The sequence below is a fragment of the Streptomyces sp. ALI-76-A genome (assembly GCF_030287445.1).
Lineage (GTDB): Bacteria > Actinomycetota > Actinomycetes > Streptomycetales > Streptomycetaceae > Streptomyces.
Map to the genome: position 1 here is coordinate 5,819,274 of NZ_JASVWB010000002.1, position 17,214 is coordinate 5,836,487.

The following is a 17,214-nucleotide window of genomic DNA, read 5'->3' on the forward strand; positions in this document are numbered from 1 at the left end:
CATCCGGGATCCGCGGCCCATTTGTTTGTCCTCGAACGGGGACGACGGAGCGAAGGGGCCTCGGGACAAGAAAAGACCCGGTACCAAGCCGACACCCGACCCAACAGGGCCGGACCGACCAGACGAGGAAGACGAACCGTGCAACTCGAAGCGCACGCCCCGTCCGTACCGCCTTCCGAAACGATCCCCCCGCCCGGCCTCACGGAGGACTCCACCTTGACTCCGCTCACCGCGCTCACCGCGCTCGACGACGCCATCGAGAACCTCGGCGTACCCGTCCCCTGCCGTTCCTACGACCCGGAGGTCTTCTTCGCCGAGTCGCCGGCCGACGTCGAGTACGCCAAGTCCCTCTGCCGCACCTGCCCGCTGATGGAGGCCTGCCTCGCCGGCGCCAAGGAGCGGCGCGAGCCCTGGGGCGTCTGGGGTGGCGAACTGTTCGTCCAGGGTGTCGTCGTCGCCCGGAAGCGGCCGCGTGGTCGCCCGCGCAAGAACCCGGTCACGGCATGAACACCAACATCGCAGGAACGATCGACCGTCCCCTCACGCACGACCCCAAGAAGCAGGCCCCGATGAAGCCGTCCACCGACGAACCAGCAGGCGCCACGCCTGAAGACTTCACCATGAGCGGCGCGATGGACTCGCGCCAGAACAGGACCCGAGAGATGCAACTCATCCCAGAAGCCCTGGCTCGCGCGCATATGCACGAGCTACTGCGCGAGGCCGAGCGAGACCGACAGGCCGTGCGTCTGGTGGCCGCCCGCCGGATGCAGCGCCGGGCCGAGCGCGCCTCGCTGCGCGCCCGCCGCGCGCTCGCCATGGCCGTCATGCAGTAGCCCTGGAACACATCTGAGGCGAGGGCCTCCCGATGAGGGAGGCTCAGCTCTCACCGCGGGGGCCGGTCCGGCCGAACGGACCGGTCCCCGCGGTGCGTTGGGGCACCCGTCCAGCCGCAGGCCGCGACGCCGTCGTCATCAGGTGACGAGAGTTCCGCAGCCAGGCGGTGGCGACGCTCAGGCCTCCGCGGCCGGTTCCTCCTCGTTCAGGAGGTCCTCGGGGACGAACCCGGGCAGCCACTCCTCCAGCTCCTCGCGCAGACGCACCGTGGCGCCCAACTGGCACAGCACGCCGATCGTGCTCAGGGTCACGCGGTGGATGAGGAGGTAGGCCGGGGGGAGGTTGAGCCGCTTGGCCAGTTGGTAGGCGGGGGAGCGGGGATCGGCGATACGGGCCGCCTGGCTGCGCATCCAGCCGCGGGTGAAGGTGAACTCGTCGGCCTGGGCCGGTTCGATGATCGGCAGGAGGTAGTCGAGGACGGCGTCCGGGTCGAGCTCTATGGATTCCTTGACGAATCCCTCGCGGCACAGAAGCTCGTAGACGGCCTCGGCCTCGCCGTCGAGCGTCATGCGCAGGGAGGTTCCGATGGTGGCCGGCAGGCCGCCCGGGAGACGGTCGACCGTGCCGAAGTCCAGGACACCCAGACGCCAGTCGTCCTCACCGTCCGGGCCGCCGGGCAGGAGACGGAAGTTGCCCGGATGGGGATCGGCGTGCAGCAGACCGGTGCGGGCGGGGCCGGAGAAGAGGAAGCGGGCCAGCAGCTGACCGGCGCGGTCACGCTGCTCCTGCGTGCCGTCGGAGATCACCTCCGAGAGCGGCAGCCCGTCCATCCACTCCGTCACCAGGACCTGCTCGCACTGGTGGACCACGCCGGGCACCACGACATCGGGGTCGTCCGTGAACTCCTCGGCGTGAGCGCGCTGAGCCTGTGCCTCCAGGCCGTAGTCCAGTTCCTCGGAGACCCGGTCCTTGAGCTCCATGATCAGCGGCTTGATGTCCACGCCGGGGATCAGGGGTCCCAGCAGACGGGCGAACCGGCTCAGCTGGTTCAGGTCGGACAACAGGGCCTCGCCGGCGCCCGGGTACTGCACCTTGACCGCCACCTCACGGCCGTCGTGCCACACCGCGCGATGCACCTGACCGATCGAGGCGGCCGCCGAAGGCTTGTCCTCGAACTCGCGGAACAGATCCTTCCAGTCCTTGCCGAGTCGCTCCGCCAGCACGGTGTGCACGGTGCGGGTCGGCATCGGAGGCGCCGCTTCCTGGAGCTTCGTCAGGGCCGCCCGGTAGGGGCCGGCGACCTCCTCGGGAAGCGCCGACTCGAACACCGACAGGGCCTGGCCGAACTTCATCGCGCCGCCCTTGAGCTCACCGAGGACCTTGAACAGCTGATCGGCGGTGCGCTGTTGCAGCTCGCGGCCGACCAGCTCGGCGGACTCGCCCACGATCCGCTTGCCGAGCCCCCAGGTCGCCCGTCCGGCGAAACCGAGCGGGAGCGCGGCAAGCTTGGCGGTACGGGTTACCGCCTTCCGGGGAAGATCAGACATGCGCCCTCCAGGTCCCAGCAAGCCGCGCCGCTTGTGCTCCGCGACGTAACTCCTTCGACGGTCGTTGCTCCGCCATTGTCTCGTGCTGCTCCACGTCCTTGGCGGTGTGTTCCCCCTTACCTTTCTCAGCCGCCCCGCACGGGCAGGCGGAGTGCGCCCAGACCGGCCGAGCATGCCAGGTGAGAGCGGGCAGGGAGACCTCCCAGCGCGCCCCGGCGCTCGACGGTACCCGCCCGTCCAGGAAGGTGAGCGCGTGGGTCGCCGCCAGTCCCGCGACCGTGGTGGCCAGCGCCAGGTCGCAGGGGCGCGTCGGGCGTGGCCGGCTGGAGCGCCACTGGGCCACCAGCCGGGGCCAGGCCTGGTCCCGGTCGACGCGTGCCTCGTGCAGACATCCGGCGCACCCCGTCTCGCCGGGCAGGACGAACGGGCCCACCACTCCGGTTCCTTCCACGACCCCGGCGTAGAGGTGGGGTGTGCCGGAGGAGATCAGGGCTTCGGCGGCGGACGGGGCCGGCGCGTGGACGTCCACGTCGTCGCGCGGAGCGAGGATCACCAGGGACAGGCCGGCGTCGTCGCCCTGGGGCTCGGTGCGAGGTCCGCGGCGCGGCGGGCTGTCCGGCGCGGCTCGGCGCACGGCCCGCCGGGCGGCTTCCTCCCTGCGGTCGCCCACGGACTCGGCGGGCAGTCCGCCCGGTGCGACGTCCGCCGGCTCGACCCGGCCGAGGTCGCGTACCTCCACCTCGCCCACTCCCGCGCCCGACAGCAGTGCGGCCAGCACCGTGCCCACCCGGCCCGCACCCCTGACCTGGACGCGCAGGGAGCGCCGGGCGGCCAGAAGCCCGATCGCCTCGCCCGGCTCGGACGTGGTCAGTGACAGCGAGGCCAGATCGGGGCGCAGCCGGTCGAGGACCTTCTCCTTCGCGCGCAGGGCATCGGCGGCCGGCCCTCCGCCTCTCGCATCGTCCAGGAGCCCGGCTCGCGCCAGCCGCTCCACCAGGGCGTCGACGTGTCCCTCGGGCAGGTCCATACGGCGGCCCTCCTCCCGTAGCAGCGGGAGCCCGCGCGTGCCGTTGAGCAGGTCGAGGAAGCTGCCGGTCGCCGTGTCCATCGGCCCCAGCGTCATCGCGTGCGCCGGAGTCATCCCGAACTGCACGGTGTTGAGGTCGCGCCAGCCCCGCCGGAGAGCGGGTTTCACGACCGGAACGATCGACCTGGAAACCGGCGACTGCGATGCCGTTGGTTGAGATGCCGTCGGTTGGGATGTCGTCGGCTGAGCCGTCGCCGACTGGCCAACCGTCGACCTCGATCGCGTCGACTGCGATCGCGTCGACTGTGCATTCGTTCGTTGCATGGCAGGCCCCCGTAGCCCTCGCGCCCTCGTGGCACATCCCCGTGTGCCGGTGGACTCCCGTCGCACGTCCGCCGGCGAGTACCAGCATGGTCCGGCCTCGCCGTCCGGTGCTGAGCGTTGTCCACAGGCGGTGGGTATTCGTCACACAAGTCGGTCAAGTCGGTCAAGTCGGCCGTCCGCATCGAACCCGTGTGGGGGATCGGAACCCAACCGTCCCGGAGTCGGGACTTCCCCCGTGCGCAGCGGGTAACGTCGGGGCGTGCCCGCCGACCCACTGCACCGCGCCGCAATGCCACAGCGCAGCACGACGAGCCAGCCGCCGAGCGGCTCGGGGCCGAGCGCGATCGAGGTGCGCAGGAGTGCCCGCCGACGCCGGACGGTCTCCGCGTACCGCGAGGGCGATCGCACCGTCGTGCTCATCCCTGCCCGGATGTCCGAGGCCGAGGAACAGCGCTGGGTGAGCGTGATGCTCGACAAACTGGCCGCCCAGGAGAGCAAACGGGTCCTCGGCGACGCCGAGCTGACCGAACGCGCGGAGCGGCTGTCGGCCCAGTACTTCGACGGCCGGGCGCGGCCCGACTCGGTGCGCTGGGTCACCAACCAGAACACCCGGTGGGGCTCGTGCACCCCCGCCGAGGGCAGCATCCGTCTGTCGCACCGGCTCCAGGGCATGCCCGAGTACGTCGTCGACTACGTCCTCCTGCACGAACTGGCGCATCTGCTCGTGCCCGGACACGGGCCGCGCTTCTGGCGGCTGCTGGAGGCCTATCCGCGGACCGAACGGGCCCGGGGCTATCTCGAAGGCGTGGTCGCCGCCGAGCGACTGCCCCACCTGCCGGGCGCCCGCGCGGAGTGACGATGCCGCCGCCCGGTCACCGCTCGGGATTTCGTACCGGATCTGTACCGACTTCCGTCGGTGTCCGAGTTTGCCGTTAGCCTGTCGCGACGCACTCGCATTCGGGATGGGGGACGGTCGTTACGCATGGCCAGGGAATTCCAACGCGGCCACAAGGCCAAGATCAGTGACCTGACCGCGGGCACGGATCTGTACGTCGGTGTACAGATCTCGGGCCCCGGACTGACCTTCGACATCAGCTGCTTCGGTCTCGACGCCGACGAACGGCTGTCGGACGACCGGTACTTCATCTTCTTCAACCAGCCGAAGTCTCCCGAGGAATCCATTCAGCTCCTGGGCGCGCAGGCGGGCGACACCGAAGCCTTCCGGGTCACGCTCGACCGGATCCCGCCGCAGATCCAGAAGCTGTCGTTCACGGCGACACTCGACGGCGCGGGTCAGATGTCACAGATCGCCCCTGGATACGTCCGTATCGTCGCCGGCGGCGAGGAGGTGGCCCGGTACTCCTTCGACGGCAGCGAGTTCTCCACCGAGCGTGCCGTGATGCTGGGTGACTTCTATCTCAAGGACGTGTGGCGGTTCGCCGCGGTCGGGCAGGGCTTCGACGGCGGCCTGGACGCGCTGCTGAAGAACTTCGGCGGAGAGGTCGCCGAGGAGGAACCCGCGCCCGCGCCGGCCGCCCCGGCACAGACCCAGGCGCCGTCGTTCGCCCCACCCCAGCAGCCGGCCCCGCCGCCCGCTCCGGCACCCAGCTTCGGCGCGCCCGCCCCGGCACCCGCTCCGGCACCCGCCTTCGGCACGCCGGCGCCAGCTCCGGCCCCGTCCGTCCACACGGCACCCACCATCGTCGGGACGACTCCGCCCGGCGGGGTCGGTACTCCGCCCGGCGTCCCGCCGCAGGCACCCGCCGCGCCGACGAGCCCGCACATGTTCACGCCTCCCGGGGCGGGCCCGCAGACGTTCACGCCCCCGGGCGCCCCCGGGGCCTTCCCCGGCCAGGGACAGCCCTTCGGCGGCGGCACGGCGATCGCGGCCGTGCCGCCCGAGGCGAATGTGCGCGTCGTCCTGACGAAGTACGCCGAAGCCCCTGTCGGGGACCGCTGGACGGAACAGAACCCACAGCTCGTGCGGGCCACGCTCACCAAGGGCGCCCCGATCCTCGCCAAGCAGGGCAGCATGGTCGCCTACCAGGGCGACATCGACTTCGCCCACAAGGGCTCGGGCCTGCTCGGCAAGCTCACCGGAGCGCTCACCGGACAAGGCATGTCCCTGATGCGCTGTTCGGGTGACGGGGAGGTGTTCCTGGCCGACGAGGCGAGCCGCGTCTTCGTGATCCGCCTCCAGGGCGAGCAGCTCTTCACCAGCGCGCAGGGAGTGCTCGCCTTCGACGAGGCGCTGGAGACCGAGGTCCGCCGGATCGAGGGCGCGGGCCTGCCGGGCGGCGGCCTGTTCAGCATGCTCTTCTCCGGCACGGGCGCGGTCGCCGTGAAGACCCGCGGCGTACCGGTCGTCATCCCCGTCGGACCGGCCACCTATGTCGACGGGAACGCCGTCATCGGCTGGTCCGCCGGTGCGCAGGCCGTCACCACGACCGCGCTCAGGCTGCGCCGCTCCGGGTACTCCCGGCAGACCTCGGAGGCCGTGAACCTCCAGTTCCGCGGCGCTCCCGGCAATTTCGTCGTCGTACAGCCCTTCGAGGTGTGAGGCTCATGGACACCCAGACTCTCAGCGCGCACCGCGCCCCTGCGACCGGCGTCCGGATGACGGTGCACAGCTCCAAGACGCTCAAGGTCACCATGGCCACCGGGCACGATCTGCTGGCCAAGGCCGGCTCGATGATCGCGTACGACGGCTATGTGCAGTTCGACGGGCCGCCGGCCACCCTGCGCCGTTCGGCGGAGGAGATGGTCACCGGTGAGGGCGGCAGGCTGATGCTCTGCCGCGGCGACGGCGACCTGTACCTCGCCGACTACGGCGGCGACGTCCTCGTCCTCCACCTGAACGGCGAGGCCCTCTCGGTCAACGGCGCCACCCTGCTGGCCTGCGACGCCTCGCTGGAACTGACCATCGAGCCGGTCAAGGGCCTCGCCAAGCTGTCCGGCTCGGGCCTGACCAACCTCGTCGTACGGGGCACGGGCTGGGTCGCGCTGGTCAGCCGGGGCATTCCGATGGCCCTGGACTGCGCCGAACGGGAGACCTACGTCGACCCGGACGCGCTCATCGCCTGGACCACCGGCCTGGACATGAAGGCCCGCCGTACGGTCAAGGCGAGCGCCCTCCTCGGCCGGGGCAGCGGTGAGGCCTTCCAGATCGGCTTCAAGGGGCAGGGCTTCGTGGTCGTCCAGCCGAGCGAGGACACCGGCGACCGATTCAAGATCCGGGGCTGAGGGGAGCACCAGGCACATCATGCACAGCACACTCTTCGCACATATCCCGGTGGAGTCCACCGGCCGCTACACCCTGCAGAACCCGCAGCTCCTCAAGACCGACGTCACCCAGGGCAGCAGCCCCGTGCTCGCCCGCCAGGGCGCCATGGTGGCCTTCGAGGGCCAGGTGGAGTTCGACAGCGAGTACCGCAACCGCAGCTGGCGCAACGTCGAACGGATGACCGGTGAGCGCCTGGAACTCATGCGCTGCAAGGGCAACGGCGTCGTCTACCTCGCCAACCTGGCCCAGCACCTGCACATCATGGAGGTCGGCCGCGGTCTGACGGTCGACAGCTCCTACGTCCTCGCCTTCGACGGCTCCCTGGGGGTCGGCATCGTGGCGGTCGACAGCGCCGTGGAGATCGCCTCGGCGGGCGCCTACAACCTGGAGCTGTCCGGCTCCGGACAGCTCGTCCTCATGACCTCGGGCGAGCCGCTGGTCATGGAGGTCACCCCGGAGAAGAACGTCTGCTGCGACGCGGACGCCGTGGTCGCCTGGTCCACGTCCCTGCGGACCCAGCTCCAGGCACCCACCTCCACGTCCGCGGTGTGGCGCCGCAAGGGCTCCACCGGTGAGGGCTGGGAGATGCAGTTCTCCGGGACCGGCCACGTCCTGGTGCAGCCCAGCGAGCTGCTGCCGCCGCAGCACCTGCGTTCGTCGGGGATGCTCGGCCAGTTCGGTATGCGGGGCAACTCCCTCGGGGCGGGCAACGCCTGAGCACCGGCATCGCCTGAGCACCGGCACCGCCGGAGGACACGCGTCACGGAGGACGCACGTAAGGGGCGACCGGCAGGCCGGTCGCCCCTTACTCCGGTTCGTGGCTCCCGTTCACAGCCGCGCGCGGGTCGCTTCCAGCAGCCGTACGACCGACTCGTCCGCCACCGCCGCGACCTCGTCGTAGGCGAACCAGCGCACATCGAGCGACTCGTCGCTGACGGCGTGTGCCGCGCCGGACGGGGCCACGGCCGCGTACTGGACGTCGAAGTGGCAGTGGCACGGCGGCGGGATCGGATGCCGGTCCAGGCGCACCGGGCCGCCCGGAAGCAGCGTGAGTCCCTCGATGCCGGATTCCTCCGTGGCCTCCCGCAGGGCCGCCTCGTCGAGAGAGGCGTCCTGTGGCTCGCAGTGGCCGCCCATCTGTAGCCACATGCGCAGCTTCCTGTGCAGGGTCAGCAGCACCCGGCCGCGCTCCGGATCGACCACCAGGGCGCTCGCCGTGAGGTGACCGGCCCGGCACGACTTCCACATGGCGTCCTGGTGATGCGCCAGATGGTCGAGATAGGACTGGCGCAGCTCGTCCTGGTCCTCGTACCGCTTCAGGACGAGGACCGTGTCGTCGTGCAGGCTCACTCGGTGTCGTCGCCCCTGTCCGCGTCCTTGGAGCCGTCGTCCCTCTTCTTCAGGTCGGGCTTGTCCGCCGCCTCGCCGAGCATCTTGTCCAGCTCGGAGAAGTCCAGCTGCTCGCGGTGCACGAAGCCGTCCGGGTCGTCCAGGTCGGAGGCGGTCGGCAGCATGTCGGGGTGCGCCCACAGGGCGTCCCGGCCGTCGACTCCACGTGCGTCGGTGAGCGAGGCCCACAGGCGGGAGGCGTCCCGCAGGCGGCGCGGGCGCAGCTCCAGGCCGATCAGCGTGGCGAACGTCTGCTCCGCCGGTCCGCCGGAGGCGCGGCGGCGGCGCAGGGTCTCCCGCAGCGCGTCGGCGGACGACAGGCGGGGCTTGGCGGCCGTGTGCACAACCGCGTCGACCCAGCCCTCCACGAGTGCCAGAGCCGTCTCCAGACGGGCCAGGGCGGCCTTCTGCTCGGGCGTGTCCTCCGGCTGGAACATGCCCTGCTGGAGGGCGTCCTGCAACTGCTCGGGGTTCTGCGGGTCGAACTGGCCGACGACGTCCTCCAGCTTGGCCGTGTCGACCTTGATGCCCCGCGCGTACCCGTCGACCGCGCCGAACAGGTGCGAGCGCAGCCACGGCACGTGTGCGAACAGGCGCTGGTGGGCGGCCTCCCGCAGGGCGAGATACAGCCGCACCTCGTCCCTCGGCACGCCGAGGTCCTTGCCGAACGCCTCGATGTTCACCGGCAGCAGCGCGGCCTTGCCGGCCGGGCCGAGCGGCAGGCCGATGTCGGTGGACCCGACGACCTCGCCCGCGAGCACGCCGACGGCCTGACCGATCTGCGTGCCGAACATGGCGCCGCCCATGGAGCGCATCATGCCGATCAGCGGGCCGGCCATGGCCTGCATCTCCTCCGGCAGGACGTCGCCCATGGCGGCGCCCACCCGCTCGGCGACCGGGTCCACGAGCTCCTTCCAGGCGGGCAGGGTCGCCTCGACCCACTCCGCGCGGCTCCAGGCCACGGCGGAGCCGGCACCGGACGGCAGGGAGGTGGCGTCGTCCAGCCACAGGTCGGCCAGGCGGACGGCCTCGTCGACCGCGGTGCGTTCGGCGGGGCCGACGCTCGCGTCCTTCGTGCCGTCGGCGGTGCCCTGGGAGACCGTCTGGCGGGCGATCTGCTTGGCCATGTCCCAGTTCACCGGGCCGCCCTCGTACGAGAGCATCTGGCCCAGCTGCTGGAAGGCGGCGCCCAGGTCGGTGGGGTTCAGCGAACCGAACATGGCAGCGAGCGGATTGTCCGCACCGGGGCCGCCAAAGCCTCCGGAGCCGGGCAGCCCGCCGAAACCGAACGGGTTGGCCGGTCCCTGACCACCGCCGCTCTGCGGGTCCTTCTTCTTGCCCTCGTCGCCGTCGTCCGGCTCCTCCGGCGGAAGGCCGAATCCGAATGGGGTGTCACTCACGGGATTCCTCGGCTGGTAAGGCCGCCGGTTGTCCCGACGGCGCGACTGCCCGATAACACCACCCAGCGTAGACACCATGGGCGGTTCGGGCCTCGGTGCTTCGCCGACTCTCGGCCTGCGGCAGGATGGATGCCACCTGGTACGTACGCGTCACTCGCGTCCGTACTGAAGACAACCGCTGGAGACGCCCGGTGAGTTCCCCAGATCCGCAGGTTCGCGCAGCGCGAAACCAGTCAACCAGTCCCGCCATGCGCGGGCCCGTCGTCGCGGTCACCGGTGCCGCGTCCGGCATCGGTGCCCTGCTCACCGAGCGGCTCGCCGCGTCGGAGGAGATCAAGCAGGTCATCGCCCTGGACGAGCGGCGGGGCGAGTGCGCGGCGGCGCAGTGGCACATCCTGGACGTACGGGATCCGGCCATCGCGGAGAAGCTGCGAGGCGCGGACGCGGTGGTGCATCTGGCTCTCGATCTCGACCTGGAGACCGATGCCGCCGCCCGGACGGCCTACAACGTGCGGGGGACGCAGACGGTGCTGACCGCGGCCGCGGCCGCCGGGGTCCACCGGGTCGTGCTGTGCACGTCCGCCATGGTCTACGGCGCCCTGCCGGACAACGAGCTGCCGCTGTCCGAGGACGCGGAGCTGCGGGCGACGGCGGAGGCGACCGGGGTCGGGGACCTGCTGGAGATCGAACGGCTGGCCCGGAGGGCCCCACGGGCGCATCCGGGACTCAACGTCACCGTCGTGCGGCCCGCAGTGCTGGTGGGCGGCACGGACACCGCGCTGACCAGGTACTTCGAGTCGCCCCGGTTGCTCGTCGTCGCCGGGTCCCGGCCCGCCTGGCAGTTCTGCCACGTCGAGGATCTGTGCGGCGCGCTGGAGTACGCCGTCCTGGAGAAGGTCGAGGGCGAGCTCGCCGTCGGGTGCGACGGGTGGCTGGAGCAGGAGGAGGTCGAGGAGCTGACCGGGATCCGGCGGATGGAGCTGCCGTCCGCGGTCGCGCTCGGGGCGGCGGCCCGGCTGCACCGGATCGGGCTCACGCCGTCTCCGGCGGGGGACCTGGCGTACACGATGTACCCCTGGGTGGTGAGCGGGAGCCGGCTGCATGACGCGGGGTGGCGGCCGCAGTGGACCAATGAGGAAGTGCTCGCCGAACTCCTCGAGGAGGTGTCCGGGAGACGCACGGTGGTCGGCCGGCGGCTCGGACGCAAGGACGCGACGGCGGCCGGGGCCGCGGGTGCGACGGTGGCCCTGCTGGGTGCGGCGGCGGTGGTCCGGCGCGCGCGGAAGGCGCGGCGGCGGATCTGAGGGACGCGAGGTCGGGGCGCGGCGGATCTGAGGGACGCGAGGTCGGGGCGCGGCGGATCTGAGAGAGGCGAGGCCGCGGGCCTCGGAAGGCACTCGGCGCTCGGTGCGGGGCGGCTCCCCATGGGAGGTCGACGCCCGACGTGGGAGCGGGTCCGGGGGCACGGCCCCCTCGGCCCGACGGCGCCGGCTGGAGGAAGCTCCGAAGGGCACGCGCGCGTGCGGGCCAGCCGACCACGCTGTTCCCCGGCGGTGGCGTACGGCACGATGGAGGTATGGCACCCACACACGACCATCCCGGTGAGCAGGTCGCTCAGGACCCGATCAAGCTGCTCGCCATTCGTGAGACGGCCCTCTCCCTGGACGAGGTCTTCCGGGCCGTCGGGGACGACGCCGCCGGGGGCACCGCCCTGTTCGTGGGGACCGTGCGGAACCATGACGGGGGTGCCGACGTCGAGGCGCTCGGGTATTCGTGCCATCCCAGTGCCGAGGCGGAGATGCGGCGGATCGCCGAGAAGGTCGTCGCGGAGTATCCGGTGCGGGCACTCGCCGCGGTCCACCGGGTCGGGGACCTCGGGGTCGGGGACCTCGCCGTCGTCGTCGCCGTTTCCTGCCCGCACCGGGGTGAGGCCTTCGAGGCCTGCCGGAAGCTGATCGACGACCTCAAGCACGACGTGCCGATCTGGAAGCATCAGACGTTCTCCGACGGCACCGAGGAGTGGGTCGGCGCCTGCTGACCCCGGCCCGCTTCCTGACCCCGCCCCGCCCGCTGACCTCGTGCGCACGCTGGCCCCCGCCCGCCCGCTGAACACTGGCCGGCCCCGCCGGAACCGGGCCCACCCGCTGAACCCTTCCTTCACTCCTCCGGTTGCGTAACCGCACCCCTGGCGTGAGCGTTGTCGATGCGGATGGTTAATCTGCTGATCGGTCAGTTGCGATCGTAGGGGTTGCAATCGTCGGGTTGCGATCGTTCTGGTGGGGTTGGAGGTCGGCATGGGGGCGCTCGTCTGGTTGCTGATTCCGCTGTTGGCCGCGATCGGCGCCGGTGTCTGGGGCAGTTGGGCCAACCGGACCCGCAGAGCCCGCAGCGACGGCCCCGAACTGGACGGATACGCGCGGTTCCGCGCGGCCATGGAGAAGCCCCGCTCGGGCACATGACCCGGACGCCGCCCTGACGGTGCGCTGACAGGGACGTCCCGTACTGTCGTGCCATGCCACGCCGCACTGCGACGATGCTCGCCTCCACCCTGATGCTGATCGCGCTCCTGTGCGCGGGAGTCTTCATCAACGTGCCGTACTCGGAGATGTCACCGGGGCCGACCGTGAACACGCTCGGGGACCACGACGGCGAGCCGGTACTCCAGATCTCGGGGCGCAAGACGTACGGGACGAGCGGGCATCTGAACATGACCACCGTGCGGGTGACCAGTGCCGACTACAAGATGAACCTCGTCGAGGCCGTCTACGGATGGCTCGCGCACGACAACAAGGTCGTGCCGCACGACACGCTCTATCCCGACGGCAAGACCGAGGAGCAGTCCACCCAGGAGAACGCCGAGGAGTTCAGCCAGTCGCAGGAGAGCGCCAAGGTCGCCGCCCTGAAGGAGCTGGACGTCCCGGTGCGTTCCTGGGTGATCGTCTCGACCGTCGTCAAGGACTCCCCGGCCGAGGGCAGACTGCACGCCGGTGACGTGATCAAGGCCGTCGACGGTACGACGGTGAAGGAGCCGGCCGACGTCGCCGAGTTGGTGACCAAGCACAAGCCGGGCGAGAAGGTCGTCTTCACGATCGTGCCCGCCAAGGAGCAGGCCGCCGCCGAGAAGGAGAACCGGACGGCGACCAGGACGCAGACCGTGACCATCACGACCGCGGCCTCCGACGACAGTGGTGAGAAGCGGGCCATCGTCGGGATCTCGGCGGGGACCGACCACACGTTCCCGTTCACCATCGACATCAAGCTCGCCGACGTGGGCGGGCCGAGCGCCGGCCTGATGTTCGCGCTCGGCATCTACGACAAGCTCACCCCGGGCAGCCTCACCGGCGGCGCCTTCGTGGCCGGCACCGGCACCATCGACGACGACGGCAAGGTCGGCCCGATCGGCGGCATCGAGATGAAGACCGTCGGCGCCCGCGACAAGGGCGCCCAGTACTTCCTCACGCCCGCCGACAACTGCGCGGCCGCCGCGAGCGACACCCCCGAAGGGCTCACCCTCGTGAAGGTGAACACCATCGACGACGCTCTCGGCGCGCTCCGGGACATCCGCTCCGGCGACACCGCCGACCTGCCGAAGTGCACGACGAAGCAGTAGCGAGGGCTACTCCTCGAACGTCGCCGCCAGCGCCTCCGCCAGCCCCGGCACGAGGTCGGAGCCGGTGAGCACCTCCGTCGGGGAGTCCTTCTCGCGCAGGCGCAGAGCCGACTCACGGGCGCCGTTGCGCAGGACCGCGACCGTCATCCGGACCTCCTGGCGGTTCGGGTGCTCGGCGACCCACCGGGCGAGCTGCTGCTCGCTCAGCCCTTCCGGGACGGTCGCCTCGGCGGACGGCGGCAGCATCAGACGCTCCACGGTGAGCGCGCAGCCGGCCACCGCCTCGGGCCAGGCGATCGTGCCGAGGAACTCGTCGAGCGGCTTGCCCGCGGGAATCTCGTCCTGTTCGATCGGAGTGAGGCCGGTGGCCTCCGGCCGCTCCTCAAGGCCGAGCTGGGCCGCGAGGGCGGGTTCCTGGGCCTGCAGCCGGGCGGTGTCAACGAGGGCGAAGAGGCGGGCGGGCTGGTCCCAGCCGAGGCCGGAGGCGTACTCGTCGATCTCGAGTACGGCCCGGGTCAGCGGGCTCGCCGCCATGGGAGTGTTGGACATGGTCACAATCCTCTCTCGTTCAGGGCCGAAATCGGGAACCGAGTAAAGCGTGAGTAAGTTGCATAGGTGAGGGCCTACGATCACGTGGCCCACGCACGGCCCGTGACGACGCGGGTCTGACGGACCAACAGCGAACTTCGAGGTGCGCACCTTGGCTTTCCAGATGCCGGACCGCGGCGGAGGCCCGACGGGGCCACGGATCAGAGTGGGCCGCCCGTCCCGGCGCGTCCGGACCCTGCTCATGACGCTGGGCGTCCTAGCCGTCCTCGGCATGGCGTTCACCATGTTCGCGGGGTTCTGGACGGACTGGCTCTGGTACCGGTCGGTGAACTACTCGTCCGTGTTCACGACCACCCTGTGGACCAAGATCGGTCTGTTCTTCTTCTTCGGCCTGCTGATGGCCGTGGCGGTGGGCTTCAACATCTGGCTGGCCCACCGGCTGCGCCCGCCGCTGAGCGCCATGTCGATGGAGCAGCAGAGCCTCGACCGCTACCGGATGGGCATCGCGCCGTACAAGACGTGGCTGCTGCTCGGGATCGTCTCCCTGGTCGGCCTGATCGCGGGCGCCTCCGCGTCCGGTCAGTGGCGGACCTGGCTGATGTGGGTCAACGGCGTGCCCTTCGACCAGAAGGACCCGCAGTTCCACCTCGACGTCTCCTTCTACGCCTTCGACCTGCCCTGGTACCGGTTCCTGCTCGGCTTCGGCTTCGCCGCCGCGATCCTCTCCCTGATCGCCGCCGCGCTCACCCACTACCTGTACGGCGGGCTCAGGGTCACCTCCCCGGGCGCGCGCGCCACGGCGGCCGCGACCGGGCACCTGTCGGTGCTGCTCGGCATCTTCGTCGCCCTGAAGGCGGTCGCCTACTGGCTCGACCGGTACGGACTGGCGGTGAAGTCCAGCGACTTCAAGGCCACCGACAACTGGACGGGCCTCAGGTACGTCGACGCCAACGCCTATCTGCCGGCCAAGACGATCCTGTTCTGCATCGCCGTCATCTGCGCCCTGCTCTTCTTCGCCACCCTGTGGCGGCGCACCTGGCAGCTGCCCGTCATCGGCTTCGGCCTGATGGTGCTCTCGGCGATCCTCATCGGCGGCCTGTACCCGGCGATCGTCCAGAAGTTCCAGGTCCAGCCGAACGAGCAGGCCAAGGAAGCGCCGTACGTCGAGAAGAACCTCAAGGCGACGCGTGAGGCGTACGGCATCGACGACGCCAAGGTCACCGAGTACGCGGGCAAGTCCACCACCACGGACAAGACCAAGCTGCGCGACGACGCCACCGACGCCGCCAGCATCCGCATCATGGACCCGAACATCGTCTCGCCGACGTTCCAGCAGCTCCAGCAGATGCGGAACTACTACGCCTTCCCGACCAACCTGGACGTCGACCGGTACAGCAAGGACGGCAGCGACCAGGACACGGTCATCGGTCTGCGGGAGCTGAACCTCAACGGCATCCCGAAGAACAACTGGATCAACGACCACTTCCGCTACACCCACGGGTACGGAGCGGTGGCCGCCAAGGGCACCGAGGCCGATTCGCAGGGCCGCCCGGTCTTCACCGAGTACGACCTGCCGTCCAAGGGCGACCTCGGGTCGTACCAGCAGCGGATCTACTACGGCGAGAAGACCAACACGTACTCGATCGTCGGCGGTCCCCAGAAGGAGATCGACTACTCCGACGACACCGGTGAGAAGACCTTCAGCTACACGGGCAAGAGCGGGGTCAACCTCTCCAACCCGGTCAACCGGGCCGCGTACGCGGTGGCGTTCAACGAGCCGCAGATCCTGTACTCCGGCGCCATCGGCGAGGGGTCGCGGATCCTGTACAACCGCACGCCCAAGGAGCGCGTCGAGGCGGTCGCCCCGTGGCTGACCATCGACGGTGACGCCTACCCGGCGGTGGTGGGCGGCAAGATCCAGTGGATCGTCGACGCGTACACCACCACCAACGGATACCCGTACGCCTCGCGCACGACCCTGGGTGACACGACGGCCGACTCGCTGACCGCGACCAACAACTCGCGCGCGGTGGTGGCCCAGCAGAACCAGGTCAACTACATCCGCAACTCGGTGAAGGCGACCGTCGACGCGTACACCGGCGAGGTCAAGCTCTTCCAGTGGGACACCCAGGACCCGGTCCTCAAGACCTGGATGAAGGCGTTCCCGGGCACGGTCGAGTCCAAGGGGGACATCCCCCAGGCGCTGATGGATCATCTGCGCTACCCGCAGGACCTGTTCAAGGTCCAGCGCGAGCTGCTCAGCCGCTACCACGTCGAGGACGCGCAGACGTTCCTCAGCGGCAGCGAGGTGTGGCAGGTGCCGGACGACCCGACCAACAAGTCGGGCAACGCGGTGCCGCCGTACTACCTGAGCCTGAAGATGCCCGACCAGTCGGCGCAGACGTTCTCGCTGACGACGACGTTCACGCCCAACGGCCGGGACAACCTCAGCGCGTTCATGTCGGTCGACGCCGAGGCGGGCACCAGCGACTACGGCAAGATCAGAGTCCTGAAGCTGCCCACGAACACCACCGTCAACGGGCCCAAACAGGTGCAGAGCCAGTTCAACTCCGAACAGGACATCGCCGAGACGATCAGCCTGCTCAACCGCGGTGACTCGACCGTGGAGTACGGCAACCTGCTCGCGGTGCCACTGGACGGTGAACTGCTGTACGTGGAGCCGGTGTACGTGCGCGGTGGCGGTCTGAAGTACCCGCTGCTGCGGAAGGTGCTGGTGACCTACGGCGGCAACACCGCCTTCGAGAACACCCTCGGCGAGGCCCTCAACAAGGTCTTCGAAGCGGACGGTTCGACCACCGAGCCACCACCGGACGACGGCGACACGACCACTCCGCCACCGGCGTCCGACAACCCCACGGTCCAGGAGGCGTTGAACGACGCCCAGGAGGCCTTCGACGCCGGCCAGGAAGCCCTGAAGGAGAACGACTGGCAGGCGTACGGCGAGGCGCAGAAGAACCTGGAGGAGGCGCTGCGACGGGCCGAGGAGGCCCAGGCGGCCGCCGACAAGAACGGCGACGCCGCGGCGCCCGGCGGGAGTCCCAGTCCGAGCGGGAGTCCCCGCCCGAGCGGCAGTCCGAGTCCGAGCGGCAGCCCCGACAGCGGCTGACCGAAAAGCCCACCCCGCGCCGTGGTACGGTTGCAACACAACGGCGCGGGGTGGAGCAGCTCGGTAGCTCGCTGGGCTCATAACCCAGAGGTCGCAGGTTCAAATCCTGTCCCCGCTACTGAAG

Annotated in this window: 16 protein-coding genes and 1 tRNA gene; 12 read left to right on the top strand and 5 right to left on the bottom strand. The window is 70.4% G+C overall.

Going from position 1 to position 17,214, the window contains the following annotated elements; translation table 11 throughout:
• Positions 1–138: 138 nt before the first annotated feature.
• Both QQS16_RS27100 and QQS16_RS27105 read left to right on the top strand, forming a co-directional pair.
• Positions 139–507, top strand: coding sequence for a WhiB family transcriptional regulator (locus QQS16_RS27100; RefSeq protein ID WP_005480495.1), 369 nt, complete (start codon positions 139–141; stop codon positions 505–507).
• On the top strand, positions 504–833 hold the full coding sequence (locus tag QQS16_RS27105) for a putative WhiB-interacting protein (protein WP_286064611.1): 330 nt from the start codon (positions 504–506) through the stop codon (positions 831–833). Before QQS16_RS27100 ends, QQS16_RS27105 begins: the two co-directional genes overlap by 4 nt.
• Before the next feature lie 177 nt (positions 834–1,010).
• Here the strand turns inward: QQS16_RS27105 and QQS16_RS27110 are convergent, their stop codons facing one another.
• Together QQS16_RS27110 and QQS16_RS27115 are read right to left on the bottom strand one after the other, a co-directional pair.
• Complete coding sequence (locus QQS16_RS27110; protein ID WP_286064612.1) at positions 1,011–2,381, bottom strand: ABC1 kinase family protein; 1,371 nt, start codon at positions 2,379–2,381, stop codon at positions 1,011–1,013.
• A complete protein-coding gene (locus tag QQS16_RS27115; RefSeq protein WP_286066472.1) occupies positions 2,374–3,588 on the bottom strand; it encodes a TOMM precursor leader peptide-binding protein in 1,215 nt (404 codons plus the stop codon). Before QQS16_RS27115 ends, QQS16_RS27110 begins: the two co-directional genes overlap by 8 nt.
• A gap of 403 nt (positions 3,589–3,991) precedes the next feature.
• Between QQS16_RS27115 and QQS16_RS27120 the strand changes: the two genes are divergently transcribed.
• The 4 genes from QQS16_RS27120 to QQS16_RS27135 all read left to right on the top strand — a co-directional run bounded on the left by QQS16_RS27120 (position 3,992) and on the right by QQS16_RS27135 (position 7,732).
• Positions 3,992–4,588: a M48 metallopeptidase family protein gene (locus QQS16_RS27120; RefSeq protein ID WP_286064613.1), complete on the top strand. Its 597-nt coding sequence runs from the start codon at positions 3,992–3,994 to the stop codon at positions 4,586–4,588.
• Positions 4,589–4,714: 126 nt separating this feature from the next.
• Positions 4,715–6,292, top strand: coding sequence for a TerD family protein (locus tag QQS16_RS27125; RefSeq protein WP_286064614.1), 1,578 nt, complete (start codon positions 4,715–4,717; stop codon positions 6,290–6,292).
• Positions 6,293–6,297: 5 nt separating this feature from the next.
• Positions 6,298–6,975 (top strand): AIM24 family protein, encoded by a 678-nt coding sequence (locus QQS16_RS27130; protein ID WP_286064616.1) that lies wholly within the window; start codon positions 6,298–6,300, stop codon positions 6,973–6,975.
• A gap of 19 nt (positions 6,976–6,994) precedes the next feature.
• Positions 6,995–7,732: an AIM24 family protein gene (locus QQS16_RS27135; RefSeq protein ID WP_286064618.1), complete on the top strand. Its 738-nt coding sequence runs from the start codon at positions 6,995–6,997 to the stop codon at positions 7,730–7,732.
• Between the two features lie 111 nt (positions 7,733–7,843).
• On the opposite strand, the gene QQS16_RS27140 is transcribed toward QQS16_RS27135, so the two are convergent.
• Positions 7,844–8,365, bottom strand: coding sequence for an NUDIX hydrolase (locus tag QQS16_RS27140; RefSeq protein ID WP_286064619.1), 522 nt, complete (start codon positions 8,363–8,365; stop codon positions 7,844–7,846).
• A complete protein-coding gene (locus QQS16_RS27145) occupies positions 8,362–9,804 on the bottom strand; it encodes a zinc-dependent metalloprotease (protein ID WP_286064620.1) in 1,443 nt (480 codons plus the stop codon). The genes QQS16_RS27140 and QQS16_RS27145 overlap by 4 nt, the downstream gene beginning before the upstream one ends.
• Before the next feature lie 191 nt (positions 9,805–9,995).
• On the opposite strand from QQS16_RS27145, the gene QQS16_RS27150 reads away from it, so the two are divergent.
• The 4 genes from QQS16_RS27150 (at position 9,996) to QQS16_RS27165 (ending at position 13,414) form a co-directional block, all read left to right on the top strand.
• Positions 9,996–11,108 carry an SDR family oxidoreductase gene (locus QQS16_RS27150; protein ID WP_286064622.1) on the top strand — a complete coding sequence of 371 codons (1,113 nt, stop codon included), beginning with the start codon at positions 9,996–9,998 and terminating at the stop codon, positions 11,106–11,108.
• Positions 11,109–11,380: 272 nt separating this feature from the next.
• Entirely contained in the window at positions 11,381–11,842 is a 462-nt protein-coding gene (locus tag QQS16_RS27155; RefSeq protein WP_286064624.1) for a molybdenum cofactor biosynthesis protein MoaE, read from the top strand.
• A 238-nt stretch (positions 11,843–12,080) separates the two neighbouring features.
• The gene (locus QQS16_RS27160) at positions 12,081–12,263 is read left to right on the top strand and encodes a hypothetical protein (protein WP_286066580.1); all 183 of its coding nucleotides are present in this window, start codon (positions 12,081–12,083) and stop codon (positions 12,261–12,263) included.
• A 53-nt stretch (positions 12,264–12,316) separates the two neighbouring features.
• Positions 12,317–13,414, top strand: a complete 1,098-nt coding sequence (locus QQS16_RS27165; protein WP_286064625.1) for a YlbL family protein — start codon at positions 12,317–12,319, stop codon at positions 13,412–13,414.
• Positions 13,415–13,420: 6 nt separating this feature from the next.
• Here QQS16_RS27165 and QQS16_RS27170 read toward each other — a convergent pair whose 3' ends face one another.
• Positions 13,421–13,963 (bottom strand): PPA1309 family protein, encoded by a 543-nt coding sequence (locus tag QQS16_RS27170; protein ID WP_286064626.1) that lies wholly within the window; start codon positions 13,961–13,963, stop codon positions 13,421–13,423.
• A 163-nt stretch (positions 13,964–14,126) separates the two neighbouring features.
• Between QQS16_RS27170 and QQS16_RS27175 the strand changes: the two genes are divergently transcribed.
• Both QQS16_RS27175 and QQS16_RS27180 read left to right on the top strand, forming a co-directional pair.
• Positions 14,127–17,090 (top strand): UPF0182 family membrane protein, encoded by a 2,964-nt coding sequence (locus QQS16_RS27175; RefSeq protein WP_286066473.1) that lies wholly within the window; start codon positions 14,127–14,129, stop codon positions 17,088–17,090.
• A 44-nt stretch (positions 17,091–17,134) separates the two neighbouring features.
• A tRNA-Met gene (locus QQS16_RS27180) sits at positions 17,135–17,208 on the top strand.
• Positions 17,209–17,214: the final 6 nt, after the last annotated feature.